Below are 19,418 nucleotides of genomic sequence, written 5' to 3' on the forward strand. Positions count from 1 at the left end.
TTCTTGGTTGGTTTGGAACAAGGGGGGGACATCCATGTCCGATACGGTCACGCTCCTTGATCGGTGGTGCGGGAGATTCAGAATCTCCCGGTCAGGCTGAGCTTCAGCGTGCGCCCCGGCGCGGCCATGGCCGAACGCGTGGCCGGGTCGACGTAGTAGCGATCGGTGAGATTGGTCGCGCCCAGTTCCAGGCTCAGGTTCTTGCGCAACGCGTAGCGCGCGTAGGCGTCCAGCAGCAGCGTATTGCCCCAGGAGAACGGCACGTTGAAGGTATAGACCAATCGGCCGGCGCCCTGCTCCTTCTGGACCGAGTTGTCGCGGAACCATTCCAGGTCCTGGTTGCGGTACTCCCGGTAATAGGTGACGCGGCTGCCCAGCTCGAGGCGCCGCTGCATCAGGCGGGTTCCCAGCGACCAGCTGGCCGACAGCTTCGGCGTGCTCTGGGTCAGCAGGTAGCCGCCGACGAAGCCGTAGTCCACGCAGTTCGGCACGATCCTGCCGCTGCCGATGACGTAGCCGTTGGTCACGCTCAGCCGCGCCGCGGTGGTCTGATCGCAGACCTGGTTCTTCAGGGTGTAGCTGACGCCCAGGTCGGTGAATACGCTGCCGCTGTCGTAGCGACCCTGGAACTCCAGTCCGCGGATGATCTGCTTGTCGATGTTGTCGAACTTGAAGCTGGGATCGCGTTCGATCACATCGCGGGTCTTGTTGACGTAGTAGGCCAGCTTGATGTCGGCGATGGTGTCGGTACCGAGCTGCGGGCCGAAGTCGTGGACGTAGGCCAGTTCCCAGTCGTAGGCGTGCTCGGGCTTGAGATTCCACGGATTGAGCGAGGCGGAGAACGCCACCGTGCTCTCGAACATGCTGGGATAGCGCAGGGTTTCGCCGTAGCGAAAGTAGGCGCGGCTGTCGTCGCTGAGATGGGCGGTGACCGAGAAGAACGGGACCCAGCCATGGTCCTTGCGCTTGCGCGCCTCGCCTTCCATGGTGTGGTACACCTGGTCGGAGAAGCATGTGATCCCCGCCGTGCCGGGCATTGCGGCCACCGAGCCGTTGAGGCAGGGGTTGCCGGCCTTGGTGTAGTCGCCGTTGCCATCCGGCGTCCACGCCGCATGGTGGTCCACCTGGTAGGTGGTGGGGACGTTGCTCAATTCGAAGGCCACGAACTCGTCGTACTCCTCCTGCGTGAAGATCCCCAGGTCCAGCAGCTCCTTGTAGCCGGCGATGTTGTCGGCCACGAGCGCTTCGCGCTGCTGCTGGGTATAGGTCTCGGTGGTCTTGTAGTGGACGTCGTAACCTGTGGCCACCGATTGCCTGATCTGGCCGGGGTGCGCGGCCAGGAAGTCGTCGAAGGCCCAGTAGCTGGCATAGCGCGCGCCGCCGCTCAGGGTCAGGAAATCCACCGGCCGCCATTCCAGGTTGAAGTTGGCCTGCCACTCCTGGCGCCGGCCCGCGCGCGGATACATGCGCCAGCCGTCGCTGGTACCGAAGTATGGGTCGCGCGAGCGCAGCTTCTCGTGCTGGAAGCTGCCGCCCAGGGTCAGATCCAGCGTGTCGGCCAGGGCGATCTTGTTGCTAAACGTCAGGCCGTTGCGCGCGTTGCTGGCATTGGCCAGCGCGGTGTTGCGGATGATCGGGCTGGCCCCGTCGCCGGTCTGCCAATAGGGGTTGGCGAAGTTGGGAAAGCCGCCGGCGGTGTAGGTGTCGCTTTCGGTGCTGGTGCGCCAGAGGTTGGCGTACAGGTCGATCCAGCGGCTGTCCGCCGGGCGCCAGGTGTATTCCAGGTTCCAGGCCTGGGCATCGACCCGGCTCAACGGCCACTGGATGGCGGCACGGTCCTTGGACTCGATGATGCGCGAGGGCATCACTTCGCCGTAGTGCGAGAGACTGTCGCGATAGCCCAGCTGGAGGGCCTGGCTGTCGGTGGGGCGCCAGGTGGCCTTGAACAGCCAGGACTCCATCTGGCTGGAGGTGTTGGGCACTTCGTTGCCGGGCAGCCAGTAATTGGCCATCGACAGGATGTAGTCGTCGGCCGAGGAGCTCCTCGGCTGGCTGTAGTAGCCGGCGCCGTGCTTGCCCGAGAAATAGTTGCCACGCTCGCGATAGGCGTAGGCGGCCAGCAGGTCCAGGTCCTGGGTCGGGCGCCAGCCCAGCGCCAGGCGATAGGCGACGTCCTTGCCGCTGAACACGTTGTAGCCACCGCCGCCGCCCCTCGGCTTGATCATCAGCGTCGGGTCCGTGTAGGGGATGTTGGGTGTGGCCTGCGGGAAATCCGGGACGGTGCGGTAGTCCTGACCGGTGTGCAGGGTCGGCAACCGCGGCCGGGTCGCGTTGCTGCTGCCCTCCACGCGCAGCTCACCGCCGAAGCGCTGGCCGGCATCGAGGATGTCGTCCACGTCCAGGGTGTTGATCACCATCGCCCCGCCGATGCCGGTGTTGACGTTGCGCGTCAGCGAGGGCCCCTTGAGGATCTGGACGCCGCCGATCAGGAACGGGTCGATGTAGTTGCGGTTGCTGGCGCCGTTGTAGCCGCGCCACACCGTCAGCGCCTGTTCGGTGCCGTCGATGCTCACCGGCACCCGGCCGGGGCCCTGGATGCCGCGGATGTTGAGATCCAGTGCGCCGCTGTTGCGCGCATCGCCGCTGAAGACGCCGGCCACGCCCTTGACCAGGTCCGAGGGCGTGGTGCCCTTGTAACGCTCCACCTCGGTGCGGCCGATGTAGGCGCTGGACAGGTCCAGGTCGTAGACCGCGTCGCGTCCGCGCTGGTCGCGGGCCTCGCCGCCGGCGCTACGGTTGTCGCCGGCCACTTTCAGCGTATCGGTGACGATCGCGCCGGCGGGCGCGGTGGCCTGCTCCAGCGTGATCGCATGGACGCCGGTGCGGCGCGCGATCAGGCCGCTGCCCTGCAGCAGACGCTGCAGCGCCTGCTCGGCGCTGTAGTCGCCCTTCACCGCGGGGGCGATCACCCCGTCGCCGATGCGGCCGCCGTACAGCACTTGCAGACCGGTCTGCGCCGACAGCTTGAGCAGCGCCTGCGGCAGCGGCTGCGCCTCCAGGTCGATCGCGTGGCGGTCCGATGCCGCAGCGCTGGGCGTCGGCGTCGTCGTCTGGGCGAGGGCGCCCGCACTGAGCAGGGCCAGGGAGAGGGTGCTGCTGAGCAGGGTCAGGCGCGGCGCGGCGCGGGTGCGCGCGGCGGAGGGGGCGGTGGGCATGCGGTCGCCAGGCAGAAGGAGGATAAAAGATGAGAACGAAACGCATTCCGTTCGTCCTCCTTAGACGGGCTCGCCTCTGCCCATCCCCTAGCCACGCTTGCCCACGTCGGGCGTTGCGGTCCGTTCTGTTTATTTTGCGTTCATGCGCTGCGCATCGGCGCGGGCGCTCGCATCCGGCGTGCGCCGGCCGACGAGGGTGACCACGCCCAGGTCGAGCGCGTCCAGGTGCAGGCTGTCGAGCAGGGTGCGCAGGGCGCGCTCGGGGTCCGCGATGTCCAGGGCGCCGGTGACCGGCAGGGCGCGCAGGTTCGCGTCGCGCACCAGGATGCGCTCGTGCCGGTAGCGCGAGAGCTCCTCCAGCACCTGCGCCAGCGGCGTGGCGCTGAAGACCAGCTGCCGGCGCTGCCAGGCGCCCACCGCCAGCGGATCGACCGAGGCCTCGCGGCGCACCCGGTCGCCGTGCAGGTGCGCGCGCTGGCCGGCGCTCAGGACCGTGCCCTCGCCGCCGTCGGGCGCCCGCACGGCGACCCGGCCGTTGATCACGCCGACCTCGGCCGCATCGCCCTGCACGCGGACGTCGAAGCGCGTGCCCAGCACCCGCGCGCTGCCGCCGGCGCTGTCCACCACGAACGGCCGGTGCGGATCGTGCGTCACCTGGAACAGCGCCTCGCCGCGCAGCAGCCGCACCGAGCGCAGGTTCGCCCGCAGGTCCACGGCGATCGCGCTGTCGGTGTTGAGGGTGACCACACTGCCGTCGTCCAGACGCAGTTCGCGGATCTCGCCGACCCGGGTATAGGCATCGCTGCGCAGCCGGTCCAGGCCGCCGCCGCTCAGCCAGGCGCCGCCGCCCACCGCGAGGACCAGCGCCGCCGCCGCGGCGTAGGCCGGCCGACGCGACCGCCGAGGTCCGGATAGCGAAACATCGCGCGCTGTTGGCCTGAGGGCGACAGGCGCCGCCGCCGACGCGGCCTCGATCCCCAGTTCGTCGCCGACCGCCGCGGCCGGCGCCTGCAGCACGCCGAGCATCGCGCGCGCCTCGGCCATCGCCTGCGCATGCGCCTGCGGCGCCAGCGCCAGCCAAGCGGCATGCGCGCGGCGCGTGCCGGCGTCGTCGGCGTCCGCCTCCAGGCGCAGGATCCAGTGGACCGCCTGTTCGAACACGCTGTCATCGGGTTGGGCGGGCGCGAGCATCGGTTGCCTATCCATCAGGAATGGGTCGGGCCTCCGCGCAGGCGGACGCCGGGGTATGAAGGGAACGACGGGTCGAGGGCGTGCGTTCCCCCAGTGATGCCGATCAGACCGCGCGGCCGGCCTCGCGCAGGCGCCGCCGACAGTGGGTGACCGCCACGGCGATGTGTTTTTCCACCGTGCGCGGGGAGATGTCCAGCTGCTGCGCGATCTGCGCGGTGCTCAGACTGCGGCCGCGGAACAGCACGAACACGCGCCGCGCCTGCGGCGGCAGCTCGCGGATCGCCTGCAGCAGCACCTCGTACTCCTGCCGGCTCAACGCGTTCTGGTAGGGCGACGGCGCCGGGCTCGGGGCCTCGTGGCTGGCGTCGTTGGCGGCGAGGAAGCGGCTGCGCGAGGCGGCCACGCGGCCCTGATCGATGGCGACGTTGTCGACCACGCGGCGCAGATAGCGCGCCAGGTCGCGCACGCCGTCCGCATCGGCCTCGGCGCCGCGGGTGGCCAGGCGCACCCAGGCGTCGTGCACCAGATCGCTGGCCGACCCGGCGTACTTGCGTGCGGCATAGCGCTGCAGATCCTCGTAATGGCTTTCCAGCGCCTCCGCCAGCGGTGCCGGGACGGACGGAGGAGAGGGAGGGGGCATGGCATCCATCCCGAAAGACCGTGGGGAAGACGGCGAGTCTAATTTAGATGAGATTCATTCTCAATTGAATGGGCAGGGTCTTTGCTAGACTTGCGCGCCTTTTACGACCGTCGCGCTCCGGCGCGGCAGCTAAGGCCATCGCCATGCGCGGCACCCTGTATATCGTCGCGGCCCCGTCGGGCGCCGGAAAGAGCAGCATCGTCAATGCCACGCTGGCGCGCGACCCGCGCATCAGCCTGTCGATCTCGTTCACCTCGCGCGCGCCGCGCCCGGGCGAGCGCCACGCCCAGCACTACCACTTCGTCAGCGAAGCGCAGTTCCAGGCGATGATCGACGCCGGCGAGTTCTTCGAATACGCCCGTGTGCACGGCGACTGGAAGGGCAGTGCGCGCCAGTCGGTCGAGCCGCAGCTGGCCGCCGGCCAGGACGTGCTGCTGGAGATCGACTGGCAGGGCGCGCGCCAGGTGCGCGAGAAGGTGCCCGAGGCGGTGAGCGTGTTCATCCTGCCGCCCTCGCGCGACGCGCTGGAGGAGCGCATGCGCAAGCGCGGACAGGACAGCGAGGACGTCATCGCCCAGCGCCTGGCCGCCGCGCGCGAGGAGATGTCGCACTACGGCGAGTTCGACTACGTGATCGTCAACGAAGTCTTCGACACCGCGGTGGAGGAGATGTGCGCCATCTTCACCGCCAGCCGCCTGCGCCGCGAGCGCCAGGCCGCCGAACACCGCGCCCTGATCGAGGCGCTGCTGGCGCAGTAAGCTGGCGGCAGGCGCGGATCAGGCGATCCGCAGCGGGGTGCAGATGGAGCTCAGACTCGAGTTGCGGGCGCTGGATGCGCAGATGGTCGCAGCGTGGCGCGCCGCGTTTACAAATGAAATCGCGGTCGTCCAGGGGGACATCCTGGCGGCGCGGGCCGACGCCATCGTCAGTCCCGCCAACAGCTTTGGCTTCATGGACGGTGGCATCGACCTGCACTACGTCAACGCCTTCGGCTGGGAATTCCAGGATCGCCTCCAGGCTTGCATCGCAGCTTCGCACGACGGCGAACTCCTGGTGGGGCAAGCTGCGGTCATCCCGACGGGCCATGCGGCCATTCCCTTTATGGTCAGCGCGCCGACGATGCGCGTGCCGTCACGGATCGGGTCGACGGTGAATGTCTATCTCGCATTCCGCGCGGCGCTCCTGGCCGTGCAACGACACAACGCCGCGGGCGGTGTGGCGATCCGTTCGCTCCTCTGTCCCGCGCTCGGCGCAGGCATCGGCGGCATGCCGGTCGAGCGGGTTGCGCGGCAGATGTGGGCCGCGTGGGAGGAGGTCGTTCTCGCATGTGCGGATTGGCGGGATTCGGCACGTGGAATCCTGGCTCGGCACGCCTTTCTCCTCGACTGAAGCCAATTCGAAGGGGCTGGACGCGCTTAACCTATTGATTTTCAAGAGATGGATTGCAATTGGGGCCGGCGATCCCTAGAATTGCCGGTCCCTTTCCGCTAGTCGCGCGGCCCACCTGTCCGGTGGATGGCCGCCAGGAGCCCACATGGCCCGCATCACCGTAGAAGATTGCCTGGAAGTCGTCGACAACCGTTTCGAGCTGGTCATGATGGCCGCCAAGCGCGCCCGCCAGCTGGCCAACGGCGTCGAGGCCACCATCGACAACGAGACCGACGACAAGCCGACCGTGCTGGCGCTGCGCGAGATCGCCGCGCGCAAGGTCGATAACGACCTGATCGATCGCGTCGAGAAGGCCGAGCGCGAGCGCGCCGAGCGCGAGGCGCTGGAGTGGGCCGCCGCCGAAGTGGTCGCCGACGACGACATGTCCAAGGGCGACGACTAAAAGCCCATCGGCGTTCTCGCCTGATGCAGCGGCCCGCCCATGGCGGGCCGTTGTCGTTTCCGGTGCCGGTTCGAGCGCAGGCGCGAGCGGGTGCCGTTGGCTGGAACGCGCGCTGCATGAACCCGTGTGATGCAGCGCATGCGCGCCCATGGTGCATTGCTGCGACCGGGCCGCTGGCATAGGCTTCGCGCATGACTCCCGGGCGTTCCAGCAAAGCCATCCAACCCGCACCGCCGCACGAGGACGACGTACCCGAGTACGTGCGTCGCTTCGAGGCGGCCGCCAGCTATCTGCCCGCCGATCAGTTGCCGCTGCTGCGCCGGGCCTGGCAGGTCGGCGCGGCCGCGCACGAGGGCCAGACGCGCAAGTCCGGCGAGCCCTACATCACCCATCCGGTGGCCGTGGCCCAGGTGCTGGCCGAGCTGGGCATGGACGTGGAGACGCTGATCGCCGCGGTCCTGCACGACACCATCGAGGACACGCCGCTGACCCGCGAGGAGATCGCCGGCGAGTTCGGCGAGGCGGTGGCCGAGCTGGTCGATGGCGTGACCAAGCTGGACAAGCTCAAGTTCCGCGACCGCAAGGAAGCGGCGGCCGAGTCGTTCCGCAAGATGCTGCTGGCCATGTCGCGCGACCTGCGCGTGATCATGATCAAGCTCGCCGACCGCCTGCACAACATGCGCACGCTTGGCGCGCAGAGCGCCGAGGCGCGCAGCCGCATCGCGCGCGAGACGCTGGACATCTACGCGCCCATCGCCCAGCGCCTGGGCATGAGCCTGGTCAAGTCCGAGCTGCAGGACCTGAGCTTCGCCGCCATGTATCCCTGGCGCCACGCGATCATCCGCAAGCACATCCAGAGCCAGCCGGTGATGCGCCGCGAGGCGCTGGCGCAGATCGAGACCCAGCTGACCCAGAGCCTGACCCGCGAGGGCATCGCCCATCGGCTGGTGAGCCGGGTCAAGACCGCCTGGAGCATCTACACCAAGATGCGCAGCGAGGGCAAAAGCTTCGACCAGGTGATGGACGTGTTCGGCTTCCGCGTGGTGGTGACCAGCGTGCCGGACGTGTATCACGCGCTGGGCGCCGCGCATGGGCAGTTCAAGCCGCTGGACGGGCGCTTCCGCGACTTCATCGCGATCCCCAAGGCCAACGGCTACCAGTCGCTGCACACGGTGCTGTTCGGCCCGTACGGCTCGCCGATCGAGGTGCAGATCCGCACCGAGGAGATGGACCTGGTGGCCGAGCGCGGCATCGCCGCGCACTGGACCTACAAGTTCGGCACGCAGATGCCCAACAGCGCGCAGAGCCGCGCCCATGCCTGGATTTCCGAGCTGATCGAGAACCAGCGCTCGGCCGGCTCGTCGCTGGAGTTCCTGGACAACGTCAAGGTCGACCTGTTCCCCGACGAGGTCTATCTGTTCACGCCCAAGGGCAAGATCCTGTCGCTGCCACGCAATTCCACCGCGCTGGATTTCGCCTATGCGGTGCACACCGACGTGGGCAACCAGGCGGTTGCCTCGCGCGTGGACAAGAAGCTGGTGCCGCTGCGCACCAAGCTCACCAGCGGCCAGAGCGTGGAGATCATCACCGCCAAGTCGGCCGCGCCGAAGCCGCAGTGGCTCGAGTTCGTGGTGACCTCCAAGGCGCGCACCGCCATCCGTCACCAGCTCAAGCAGCTCGGCCACGAGGACGCGGTGCAGCTGGGCCACCGCATGCTCGACCGCGCGCTGGAGGACCTGGACAGCTCGCTGGACCGCCTGCCGGCGCAGCGGCTGGAGAGCTTCCTGATCGAGCACAAGTACCCGCGCCTGGAGGCGCTGCTGGAGGACGTGGCGCTGGGCAACTGGATGCCGGCCCAGGCCGCGCAGGCGATGATGGCCTTCGCCGACCTGCGCAGCGGCGGGCATTCCAAGCATTCGCAGGAGAAGATCCTGATCACCGGCGGCGAGCGCGGCGTGATCAGCTTCGCCAACTGCTGCCAGCCGATCCCGGGCGACGAGATCATGGGCTTCCACACCGCCGGCAAGGGCATCGTGGTGCACCGCCTGGACTGTCCCAACGTGGCCGAGTTCCGCAAGTCGCCGGATCGCTGGGTGGCGATCGACTGGGACCCGGGCGTGAGCGGCGACTACGACGCCAGCCTGCTGATCGAAGTGGAGAACCGCACCGGCGTGCTGGCCCAGGTCGCCGCCGCGGTGGCGCAGAGCCAGTCCAACATCGAGCGCGTGGAGTACCTGGAGCGCGACATCAACGCCGCGGTGCTGCGTTTCAACATCCAGGTGCGCGATCGCAACCATCTGGCCGAGGTGATGCGTCGCCTGCGGCGGTTGCAGACGGTGCTGGGGGTTCGGCGGGCGTAGTGGGGCGGGGATTCGGGATTCGGGATTCGTCCCGAATCCCACCCAGCTAAAATACCCAGCCCTGTCCCCAGAACCCCAACACCATGACCAAGCAGATCATCCACACCGACCACGCGCCGGCCGCGATCGGCCCGTATTCGCAGGCCGTGCGTGCCGGCGACACGGTGTACTTCTCCGGCCAGATTCCGCTGGATCCGGCCACCGGCAACCTGGTCGAGGGCGACATCACCGCGCAGGCGCGGCGTTCGTTCGACAACCTCAAGGCCGTGGCCGAGGCCGCGGGTGGGTCGCTGGGCGACATGGTGCGCCTGGGCCTGTACCTGACCGACCTGAGCCAGTTCGCCGCGGTCAATGCGGTGATGCAGGAGTACTTCAGCGCGCCGTTCCCGGCCCGTTCGACCATCGAGGTCTCCGGCCTGCCCAAGGGCGCGCTGTTCGAGGTCGACGCGGTGATGGTGCTGGGCGCGTGATCGGGCCTGCATGCGGCGTTGTCCGACGTGCGCATGCGTCGATCTGAAGTAGCAATCGCGCAGGACGGCCGGCATCCTAGCGGCCTATGACCGGCCCCACGATGCCCGCCGTCCGCAGCCTGGAGCCCGCCTTCCACCAGCCTATCGTCGGGCTCAGCGGCGCCGGCCCCAAGCTGGCCGAAAAACTCGCCGCGCGCGGCCTGCTGACTCTGCAGGACCTGTGGCTGCTGCTGCCGCTGCGCTACGAGGACCGCACCTCCCTGACGCCGATCGCGCGGCTGCAGCCCGGCGTGGCGGCGCAGGTGGAGGGCACCGTCGAGGCGGTCGAGCGCGGCTTCCGCTACCGCCCGGTGTTGCGGGTGGCGATCGGCGATGCGTCGCGCGCCACGTTGGTGCTGCGCTTCTTCCATTTCCGCGCGGCGCAGGTGGCACAGTTCGCCGTCGGTGCGCGGCTGCGCGTGTATGGCGTGCCGCGCCAGGGCCAGCAGGGCCTGGAGATCATCCATCCCAGCTACCGGCTGCTGGACGCGCAGGGCGATACGCCGCTGGGCGAGACGCTGGAGCCGGTGTATCCGGCCATCGAAGGCGTCGGGCCGGCGGTGCTGCGCAAGCTGATCTCGCAGGCGCTGGATCGCCTGCCGGACCAGGCCGCGCTGGAGCTGCTGCCCGAACCGCTGCTGCGCCAGCAGCGCCTGCCCGACGGCCAGGCCTTGCCCTCATTGCGCGAGGCGCTGCTGACCATGCACCGCCCGGCGCGCGATGCGGACGTGGCGGCGCTGTCGGCCGACACGCATCCGGCGCAGCGGCGTCTGGCGCTGGAGGAGCTGCTGGCCCATCACCTCAGCCTGCGGCGCCAGCGCATCGCCCTGCAGCAGCATGGCGCGCATGCGCTGGCGGGCAAGGGCGCGCTGGTGGCCAAGCTGCTCAAGACGCTGCCGTTCAAGCTGACCGGCGCGCAGCAGCGGGTGTTCGCACAGATACGCGCCGACCTGGCCCAGTCGCGGCCGATGCTGCGCCTGGTGCAGGGCGATGTCGGCAGCGGCAAGACCGTGGTCGCGGCGCTGGCGGCGATGCTGGCGGTCGAATCCGGCAAGCAGGTGGCGCTGGCCGCGCCGACCGAGCTGCTGGCCGAACAGCACCTGGCCAACCTGCGCGGCTGGCTCGAGCCGCTGGGCGTGCGCGTGGCCTGGTTGGCCGGCAAGGTCACCGGCAAGGTACGCGCCAAGGTGCTCGAAGACGTCGCCAGCGGCGCGGCCCAGGTCGTGGTCGGCACCCACGCGCTGATGCAGGAAGCGGTCGCCTTCCACGACCTGGCCCTGGCCATCGTCGACGAGCAGCACCGCTTCGGCGTGCACCAGCGCCTGGCGTTGCGCGATAAAGGTCGGGCGGCGCCGCAGGCGCCATCCGGGCGAGCCAGGGATGGCGAGCGGCAAGGCACCCGGGACGGTGATCGGGCGATCGATCGGCGTCTGTCTCCCCACCAGTTGGTCATGACCGCCACGCCGATCCCGCGCACGCTGGCCATGGCCGCCTATGCCGATCTGGACGTCTCGGCCATCGACGAACTGCCGCCGGGCCGCACGCCGGTGCAGACCATCGTGCTCAGCGCCGAGCGTCGGCCCGAGCTGATCGAGCGCATCCGCGTGGCCTGCGCCGAAGGCCGGCAGGTCTACTGGGTGTGCACGCTGATCGAAGAGGCCGACGACGACGCCAAGGCGCAGGCCGGCAGCGCCGGCCCGGGGCTGCGCTTCGAGGCGCAGGCCGCGCAGACCACCTTCGAGCAGCTGACCGCGGCGCTGCCGCAGGCGCGCGTGGCACTGGTGCACGGCCGCATGAAGCCGGCCGAGAAGCAGGCGGTCATGCGCGCCTTCAAGCAGGGCGAGTGCGACCTGCTGGTGGCCACCACGGTGATCGAGGTGGGCGTGGACGTGCCCAACGCCTCGCTGATGGTGATCGAGAACGCCGAGCGCCTGGGCCTGGCGCAGCTGCACCAGCTGCGCGGGCGCGTCGGCCGTGGGGCGATGGCCTCCTCGTGCGTGCTGCTCTATCAGGCACCGCTGTCGCAGATGGCGCGCGAGCGCCTGGACACGATGCGCCAGACCAACGATGGCTTCCTCATCGCCGAGAAGGACCTGGAGCTGCGCGGCCCGGGCGAACTGCTCGGCACGCGCCAGACCGGCCTGGCCGCCTTCCGCGTGGCCGACCTGGCGCGCGATGCGGGCCTGCTGCCGCAGGTGCACGCGCTGGCCGACCGCCTGCTCGACACCGATCCGGCGCTAGCCGATCGCCTGATCGCGCGCTGGATCGGCGGCGCCGCGCGTTACGCCAGCGCCTGAGGCGCTGGCAGGCGTGAGCGCGGAGGAGTGAGGCGTGAGCGGTCGCCGCCTTTTCTCGCGCCTCACTCCTCTCCACTCACTTCTTGCTTGTCTCCTCCAGCTCCCGGCTATGTCAGACTCGGCGACCGTTCCATGAGAGCTCCCGGAGCATGACCGCGAAGATTCCGCTTCTCATCGATACCGACCCGGGCGTGGATGACGCGCTCGCGCTGTTGATGGCCTTCAACGACACCGCCCACGACGTGGTCGGCCTGACCATCGCCGCCGGCAACGTCGGCCTGCAGCACACCGTGCGCAATGCGCTCAAGCTGTGCGAGGTCGCCGGCCGCAGCGAGGTGCCGGTGTTCGCCGGCTGCGCCGCACCGCTGCTGCATCCCTCGCCCGACGCCGCCGATGTGCATGGCCTGGATGGCTTCGGCGACACCGGCTATACGCCGGCGGCGCATGGCGCCCAGGCCGAGCACGCCGCGCTGGCGATCCTGCGCCTGTCGCACGAGTACGCCGGCCGCCTGCTGCTGGTCACCCTGGGCCCGCTGACCAACGTGGCGGTGGCGCTGAAACTCGATCCGACCCTGCCGCAGCGTGTGGCGCGGCTGGTGGTGATGGGCGGGGCGGCGTCGGCGCACGGCAACCTGACCCCGGCGGCCGAGTTCAACGTGGCCTTCGACCCGGAGGCGGCGCACCTGGTGTTCCAGGCCTTCCCGCAGTTCGACGTGGCCGACTGGGAGGCCACGCTCGCCCACGGGCTGCACCACCGCCGGGTGGAGCAGTGGCTGGCCGCGCCGTCGCCGCGCGCGGCCTTCTACGAGACCATCTCGCGCCAGACGCGGCTGTGGTCGGCCGATCGCCGCGGCGATCACTGGCATAGCGCCGATGCGCTGGCCATGGCCCTGGCCCTGCATCCGGACGGCGCCACCGAGCTGGTCGAGCGCCCGCTGGCGGTCGAACTGGCCGGCACCCTGACCCGGGGCGCCACCGTCACCGACTGGAACCGCCAGACCGGCCGGCCGGATAACGCCCGGCTGCTGCTGCGCTACGACCAGGCGCGGTTCGAGGCGCTGGTCGAGGCAGCCCTGGCCGCCGCGTAAGCCAGGTCTTGCACGGGGTGGGGTGGGCCGCTACAATGCGCGGCTCACCTTTTCGACATCTGGTGCCCGCCATGAAGGCCGACATCCATCCGCAGTACCGCGACGTCGTCTTCCACGATGTCACCTCCGACTTCAAGATCCTGACCCGCTCGACCCTTGCCAGCAAGGAAACGATCAAGTGGGAAGACGGCAACGAATACCCGCTGGTCAAGGTCGAAGTGTCCTCCGCCTCGCACCCGTTCTACACGGGCAAGCACAAGGTCATGGACACCGGCGGCCGCATCGACAAGTTCCAGAAGCGCTACGCGCGCTGATCGAACGCGGTTCCTGAGCGGTTCGAATGACGGCTGTGTCCCTCGCGGGACACGGCCGTTTTCGCGTGTGCGCCCCGGCGCCGGGCGGCATCATCCTTTGGTCTGACGGGAACGGTCCGTCACGGCCCTCGATACCGGGCCGTATGCGATAATCCTCGGACTGCGCGGCTAGGTTTCCAGTCGTCGCGGATCCTGTCTACGCGCCACGGCCGACAGGCTTTGGCGCTTCCCCACGAAGGAGTGCACTGTGTCCGAACTTGACCAGGCCACGCTGAGCGCCGGCGACAAATCGGCGACTCTGCCTGTACTGAAACCCACGCTTGGCAACGATTGCGTCGACATCTCCAAGCTGACCAAGGAAACGGGTCTCTTCACCTACGATCCCGGCTTCGGCGCCACCGCCGCCTGCAAGTCCGCCATCACCTACATCGATGGCGACAAGGGCGTGCTGCTGTATCGCGGCTATCCGATCGAGCAGCTGGCCGCCCATTCCAGCTTCACCGAGGTCTCCTACCTGCTCATGAACGGTGAGCTGCCGTCCAAGGACGAGCTGGCCAAGTTCGAGCACGAAGTGACGCATCACACGATGATGCACGAGTCGCTCAAGAGCTTCCTCAAGGGCTTCCACTACGACGCCCACCCGATGGCCATGCTGGCCGCCTCGGTGGCTTCGCTGTCGGCGTTCTATCACGACACCCTGGACCTCAACGATCCCGAGCAGCGCCGTCTGGCGGCGATCCGCCTGATCGCGAAGATGCCGACCCTGGCCGCCGCGGCGCACCGCTACGCGCTGGGTCAGCCGATCCGCTACCCGCGCAACAATCTGGGCTACGTCGAGCGCTTCCTGCACATGATGTTCGAGGTGCCGAGCGAGGACCTGGAGCTCAGCCCGGTTGTGGCCAAGGCGATGGATCTGCTGTTCATCCTGCACGCCGACCACGAGCAGAACGCTTCGACCTCGACCGTGCGTCTGGTCGGTTCGACCGGCGCCAATCCCTACGCCTCGGTCGCCGCGGGCATCACCGCGCTGTGGGGCCCGGCGCACGGCGGCGCCAACGAGGCGGTGCTCAAGCAGCTGGCCGAGATCGGCGATGCCAAGCACGTCGCCAAGGCGGTCGAGCGCGCCAAGGACAAGAACGACCCGTTCCGCCTGATGGGCTTCGGCCATCGCGTGTACAAGAACTTCGACCCGCGCGCCAAGATCATCCGCGAGATGACCCACAAGGTGCTGGGCGAGCTGGGTGTCAACGATCCGCTGCTGGAAGTGGCGATGAAGCTGGAAGAGGCCGCGCTGAAGGACGACTACTTCGTCGAGCGCAAGCTGTATCCCAACGTGGACTTCTACAGCGGCATCATCTACAAGGCGCTCAACATCCCCACCGAGATGTTCACCGTGCTGTTCGCCATCGGCCGCACGCCGGGCTGGGTGTCGCACTGGCTGGAACAGCAGGTCGACCCGGACGCGCGCATCGGCCGTCCGCGCCAGATCTACGTCGGTTCGCCGAGCCGCGACTACCCGAAGGCCTGATTGGTCTTTGCGATCGCGCAAGAAGAAGCCCCGCGGTTGCGGGGCTTTTTTTTGCCTCGGGTGCGGCGACGAATAGCGCAGGACTCCTTCCAGCTCGAAGGAACTGAGCAGGCGCTCTGCCCCCTCTCCTTCGCCTGCGGCGAAAGGGAGCGGGCTCAGACCGAAGCCTTCTGACCTGCCGCGCGAGGCAGCGGGCCGGCGGGCGGTGCCCGCGCCTAGCGAGCAGGAACCTGTAGAGCGGAGCTTGCTCCGCTGGGGCCTTCCCATACGAACCGAACGAAGAGCAGCGGAGCAAGCTCCGCTCTACAGCAGGTTGCTGCGAGATTTGAGGAGACGGTTGCTCCTGCCGAGCCCGGATTGCGATGTGCTGCGAACGCATTGACGCGTGAGGTGGGCCTTGCAGGAGCCGCCATGGCGTCGTTGGCGCTTCAGACGTGCGTCGCGGGCGCGGTGCCGGCCCGGCTCAGTCCCGCGCGTGCGTGCCCGGATGCACGGTGACCGAGGCGGTCATGCCGGCGGCCAGGAGGGTGTCCTTCGGCACGCTGGCCGGGTCGATGCGCACGCGCACCGGCACGCGCTGGGCCAGGCGGATCCAGTTGAAGGTCGGGCTGACGGTGGCCAGCAGGTCGCTGCTGCTGGTGGGATTGTCGGCATCGGTGATGCCGCGCGCGATGCCTTCGACGGTGCCGCGCAGGGCGTGGCCACCGCTCATCAGGCGGATGTCGGCGCGGTCGCCCGGGCGGATGTGCGGCAGCTTGGTTTCCTCGAAGTAGCCGTAGACCCACATCGTGTCGCTGCGCACCAGCGCCATGCGCGCCGCGCCGGCGCTGGCGTAGTCGCCCACGCGCACGTTGAGGTTGGTGATGTAGCCGTTGGCGGCGGCGCGCACGGTGGCGCGCTCCAGGTTGAGCTGGGCCAGGTCCAGCGCGGCCTGGGCCTGTTCGACCGCGGCCAGTGCCTTGGACTGGGAGGCGGTGGCGGCGTTGCGGTTGGCGCGGGCCTGCTCGACCGCGGCCTGCGCGGCGCGCGCGGTGGCGCTGGCGTCGGCGCGGGCCTCGGCCGAGATCACCGCGGCGGCGGCCTCGCGGCGCTGGGCCTGGGCCGCGTACTTCTGGTAGTCGGCCTGGCTGGCGGCGGTGCTGGCCGCGGCGGCGGAAATGTTGGCGCCGGCGGCGCGGGCGGCGGCCTGCGCGGCGGCCAGGTCGGCCTGGGCCTGGGCGACGGCCAGCTCGAAGCGGCGCGGGTCGATGCGGAACAGGACATCGCCGGCCTTCACGGCCTGGTTGTCCTGCACGTCGACCTCGGCCACCAGGCCGGACACGTCCGGGGCGATGCGCACGATCTCGGCGCGGATGCGGCCGTCGCGCGTCCACGGCGAATACATGTAGTGCTTCCACAGCGCGTAGCCGATCAGGGCGGCGGCCAGCACGACGAGGGTGGTCAGCGCGGTGCGGATCAGGGATTGGGTGTTCATGGCGGTTGGGGTTAAAAGGGGTTGGATAGGGAGCGTGGCGCTTGCCGCGAGTGGCCGGGCGTTGGCGGGTTCAGTTCAGCAACAGCAGGCCGAGCAGCCCGAACACGCACACGTACACGGCCAGGCGGAACAGCGGCGGATGCCAGGCGTAGCGATACAGGCCGGCGCGCGCGGCCAGGCCGTCGAGCAGCCAGAACACCACGAACAGGGCGGAGGCCAGCACCAGCAGGCCGGGGACGTAGACGCCGCCGATGGAGATTTCAGGAGGTAGCACGGGCAGGCTCCGGGGCAGGGGCGCGGCCGGCGGCGCCGGCCAGCACCGAGTCGGCATCGCGCAGCGCGCTGCGCAGCAGGTGCAGGTGCTCGCGCACCGGCTGCAGCGACGGCGGCACGGCGCCTTCGATGAGGGTCTGATTCAGCGCGGCGTCCAGGTGCGCCAGCGCGGCTTCGTGGTCGGCCGGGGAGAGGTGGTCGTACAGGCGGCCGATGGCGGCAACGGCGGCGTCGATATGCGCCTCGATGGACGGCGGCACGGCGGCGTCGATGCTGTCGTGGCGCAGCTCGATCAGGGTGCGGCCGGTCTCATGCACCGACAGCGCCCAGGCCAGCAGGGTGCGCGATTCGTCGCTGCCCTGCTGGGTGTGGTTGACCACCTGCAGGAACAGGTCGCGGCTGACGCTCTCGAAGCGCGGCGCCAGTCCGCTCAGCGGCGCGCGCGCGGCCAGCGCGACCTGGCGGCGCAGTTCGATCAGAAGGCGGCGGCGCTGCCCCGGTGTGCCGATCACCGAGGGGATCAGCTGGAAGGCCAGCATCGCCAGCAGCGCGCCGATCCCTAGGGCCACTGCACCGTTGATGAAACTGGAGGTATCCAGGTTGGGCGCAAGGCCCAGGCCCAGGCCCACGACGCTGCCCAGGCACATGCCCAGACTGAGGCCGAACAGCGTCGGCCGGGTCGACAGGTAGACGGCCACCATGAAGAACGGCGCGCTGCCCAGCACCAGCATGCCGAAGCTGTCGATGCGCGGCAGCACCAGGGTGAAGCAGAGGAAGGCCGACAGCAGGCCCAGGAAGATGCCCTTGGTGGTCTGCGCCGCCGCGATATGCGCATTGGCGCCGGAGGCCAGGATCGCGGTGAAGGCGATCACGTTGGCCATGGCGCCGGCACCGCTGGTCCAGCCGCTCTGCATCCAGGCCAGGCCCAGCACGAAGGTCACCAGGAAGCTGCGCGCCACGGTCACCGCCACCGCGACCCGGTCGGTGGCGTAGTGGAAGCGTATCTGCTCGTTGGCGCGGCGCAGCGGCGCGCTCACGCCCGGCTGCTGCAGGGCGGCGGCGGTGTGGGTGAGGTCGCGCAGTTCGCCGGTCAGGCGCCGCAGCAGCGAGGCGCCGGTATCGAAATCGTCCAGCAGCGGCGCGGCCAGGCTGGCGCGCAGCGCGGTCGCGCGCGCCGGCTGCGCCTCGTACACCGCCTCCAGGCGCTCGCTGAGCTGCGCGTAGTCGGCGCCGGCGGCGCGCTCGGCCAGCGCATCGCCGAGCGGGCGATACAGCTGCAGCAGCGCGGCGAAGACCGGGTCGTCGCGATCGCGCTGCTGCAGCCGGTTCATCAGATGGTGCAGCGACTGGAAGCGCGTGGAGGCGGCCATGAAGCGCTGGTTGAGCAGGCGCATGCGCCGGCTGCGCACGCGTGCCTCCGGATCCTCGAACACCACCGAGGCGCGCAGGTCCTCCAGCGCCATACTCTGGCGCACGAAACGCAGATGCGCCTGCTCGATCTGCGCGCGCGGGATCGTCCCGCGCGTGCCGTCGCGGACGAAGTCCAGGAAGCTGTCCATCAGCGCGGTGGCCGTTGTGCGCAGGCTGTTGCGCAGACGCACCGGGAACACCACGTCGAACACCACCGCGCTGACCAGGATGCCGAGCAGCACCTCGGTCAGGCGCGCGATGGCCAGGTCGAACACGTGCATCGGCGTATTGACCGCCGGCAGGGCGATGATCGCCACGGTGTAGCCGGACAGCACGAAGCCGTAGGAGCGGAAGTTGCGGAACGCCAGCGCGCCGCCGGCGCACATCCCCACCCACAGCGACAGCGCCAGCAGGAACAGCACCGGCTGCTGCGGGAACAGCGCGGTGATGGTCACCGCCGCGATGCTGCCCACGATCGTGCCCAACGCGCGGTAGAACGACTTGGCCAGGACCATGCCGCTCTGCCGGTTCATCAGCACGATCACGGTGACCATCGAGGTCGAGGGCGAGGCGAAGCCCATGCGCATGGCGATCCAGGCCGCCAGGTACATCGACAACAGCACCTTGAACACGAACAGCCAAGCCGGGCCCTCGCCGCGCAGCACCTCGCGCACCTGCGTGGACAGCGGCACCTTTGCGGGGCTCGCGGCGGTGGGTGCGGCGCTCACTGCGCCTCCTCCACGCCGCGCAGCAGCTTGGCCAGCAGCAGCTTGAGCTGCTCCAGCTCATCGGCCTGGAGATGGCGCGTATAGGCCAGCAGCACGGCGCTGATGTCGGGGATGAGGGCGGTCACGCGCGCGCGTCCGGCCTCGGTCAGGCGCAGCAGCCACATCCGCCGGTCGTGCGGGCTGGGCTCGCGTTCGACCAGGCCCTTGTCGACCAGCTGCTGGGTCAGGCGGGTGATGTTGGCCGACTTCTCGCTGGTCGCATCGGCGATCTGCGAGGGGTTGATCGCACCGTCCGGGCTGGCCTCGATCATCATCAGCACGTTGTACTCGGCGTAGGTGAGGCCGTGCTCACGCATGGACTCGTTGCCGTGATCGGTGGTGAGCTTGTAGAGCAGCTTGACCAGGCGAACCACCGTGGCGGCGGGGCGCGGGAAGCCGGGGTGGCGGCGGCTGGTGGCGGCCAGCCCCTGTTCGGTCGCATCGAAGCGGCTGGTGGCGGGAGGGATTCTGTTCACAAGCTAATATTACACTTATGTAGTAAATCCTGTCGTCAACGCGAC

The 19,418-nt window shown here is 69.3% G+C and carries 16 protein-coding genes; 9 read left to right on the plus strand and 7 right to left on the minus strand.

Features of this window, described 5'->3' with window-relative positions; all coding sequences use genetic code 11:
- Positions 1 to 77 precede the first annotated feature (77 nt).
- From EAT51_RS08945 to EAT51_RS08955, 3 genes are all read right to left on the minus strand, one after another.
- On the minus strand, positions 78 to 3,215 hold the full coding sequence (locus EAT51_RS08945) for a TonB-dependent receptor (protein ID WP_130517103.1): 3,138 nt from the start codon (positions 3,213 to 3,215) through the stop codon (positions 78 to 80).
- A 129-nt stretch (positions 3,216 to 3,344) separates the two neighbouring features.
- The gene (locus EAT51_RS08950; protein WP_130517106.1) at positions 3,345 to 4,406 is read right to left on the minus strand and encodes a FecR family protein; all 1,062 of its coding nucleotides are present in this window, start codon (positions 4,404 to 4,406) and stop codon (positions 3,345 to 3,347) included.
- A gap of 103 nt (positions 4,407 to 4,509) precedes the next feature.
- The gene (locus EAT51_RS08955; protein ID WP_130517107.1) at positions 4,510 to 5,046 is read right to left on the minus strand and encodes an RNA polymerase sigma factor; all 537 of its coding nucleotides are present in this window, start codon (positions 5,044 to 5,046) and stop codon (positions 4,510 to 4,512) included.
- 143 nt (positions 5,047 to 5,189) lie between these two features.
- Between EAT51_RS08955 and gmk the strand changes: the two genes are divergently transcribed.
- From gmk to EAT51_RS09000, 9 genes are all read left to right on the plus strand, one after another.
- Positions 5,190 to 5,804, plus strand: a complete 615-nt coding sequence (gmk, locus tag EAT51_RS08960) for a guanylate kinase (protein WP_130517109.1) — start codon at positions 5,190 to 5,192, stop codon at positions 5,802 to 5,804.
- 43 nt (positions 5,805 to 5,847) lie between these two features.
- Positions 5,848 to 6,435, plus strand: a complete 588-nt coding sequence (locus tag EAT51_RS08965) for a macro domain-containing protein (protein WP_130517645.1) — start codon at positions 5,848 to 5,850, stop codon at positions 6,433 to 6,435.
- A 145-nt stretch (positions 6,436 to 6,580) separates the two neighbouring features.
- Positions 6,581 to 6,877, plus strand: coding sequence for a DNA-directed RNA polymerase subunit omega (gene rpoZ, locus EAT51_RS08970; RefSeq protein WP_130517111.1), 297 nt, complete (start codon positions 6,581 to 6,583; stop codon positions 6,875 to 6,877).
- Between the two features lie 191 nt (positions 6,878 to 7,068).
- Positions 7,069 to 9,237, plus strand: coding sequence for a RelA/SpoT family protein (locus tag EAT51_RS08975; protein WP_130517113.1), 2,169 nt, complete (start codon positions 7,069 to 7,071; stop codon positions 9,235 to 9,237).
- Between the two features lie 83 nt (positions 9,238 to 9,320).
- Positions 9,321 to 9,707, plus strand: a complete 387-nt coding sequence (locus tag EAT51_RS08980) for a RidA family protein (protein WP_130517115.1) — start codon at positions 9,321 to 9,323, stop codon at positions 9,705 to 9,707.
- Between the two features lie 101 nt (positions 9,708 to 9,808).
- On the plus strand, positions 9,809 to 12,043 hold the full coding sequence (gene recG, locus EAT51_RS08985; RefSeq protein WP_130517117.1) for an ATP-dependent DNA helicase RecG: 2,235 nt from the start codon (positions 9,809 to 9,811) through the stop codon (positions 12,041 to 12,043).
- Between the two features lie 149 nt (positions 12,044 to 12,192).
- The gene (locus tag EAT51_RS08990; protein ID WP_130517119.1) at positions 12,193 to 13,131 is read left to right on the plus strand and encodes a nucleoside hydrolase; all 939 of its coding nucleotides are present in this window, start codon (positions 12,193 to 12,195) and stop codon (positions 13,129 to 13,131) included.
- A gap of 71 nt (positions 13,132 to 13,202) precedes the next feature.
- Positions 13,203 to 13,445: a type B 50S ribosomal protein L31 gene (locus tag EAT51_RS08995; RefSeq protein WP_130517121.1), complete on the plus strand. Its 243-nt coding sequence runs from the start codon at positions 13,203 to 13,205 to the stop codon at positions 13,443 to 13,445.
- Between the two features lie 247 nt (positions 13,446 to 13,692).
- Positions 13,693 to 14,973 (plus strand): citrate synthase, encoded by a 1,281-nt coding sequence (locus EAT51_RS09000; protein ID WP_130517122.1) that lies wholly within the window; start codon positions 13,693 to 13,695, stop codon positions 14,971 to 14,973.
- A 463-nt stretch (positions 14,974 to 15,436) separates the two neighbouring features.
- Here the strand turns inward: EAT51_RS09000 and EAT51_RS09005 are convergent, their stop codons facing one another.
- The 4 genes from EAT51_RS09005 to EAT51_RS09020 all read right to left on the minus strand — a co-directional run bounded on the left by EAT51_RS09005 (position 15,437) and on the right by EAT51_RS09020 (position 19,373).
- Positions 15,437 to 16,447 (minus strand): HlyD family secretion protein, encoded by a 1,011-nt coding sequence (locus tag EAT51_RS09005; RefSeq protein WP_130517123.1) that lies wholly within the window; start codon positions 16,445 to 16,447, stop codon positions 15,437 to 15,439.
- Between the two features lie 70 nt (positions 16,448 to 16,517).
- A complete protein-coding gene (locus tag EAT51_RS09010; RefSeq protein ID WP_228257865.1) occupies positions 16,518 to 16,721 on the minus strand; it encodes a DUF1656 domain-containing protein in 204 nt (67 codons plus the stop codon).
- Positions 16,708 to 18,858: an FUSC family protein gene (locus EAT51_RS09015; RefSeq protein ID WP_130517127.1), complete on the minus strand. Its 2,151-nt coding sequence runs from the start codon at positions 18,856 to 18,858 to the stop codon at positions 16,708 to 16,710. The genes EAT51_RS09010 and EAT51_RS09015 overlap by 14 nt, the downstream gene beginning before the upstream one ends.
- Positions 18,855 to 19,373, minus strand: coding sequence for a MarR family winged helix-turn-helix transcriptional regulator (locus EAT51_RS09020; RefSeq protein ID WP_228257866.1), 519 nt, complete (start codon positions 19,371 to 19,373; stop codon positions 18,855 to 18,857). Before EAT51_RS09020 ends, EAT51_RS09015 begins: the two co-directional genes overlap by 4 nt.
- Positions 19,374 to 19,418: the final 45 nt, after the last annotated feature.

This window comes from Pseudoxanthomonas winnipegensis, assembly GCF_004283755.1.
Classification (GTDB): Bacteria; Pseudomonadota; Gammaproteobacteria; order Xanthomonadales; family Xanthomonadaceae; genus Pseudoxanthomonas_A; species Pseudoxanthomonas_A winnipegensis.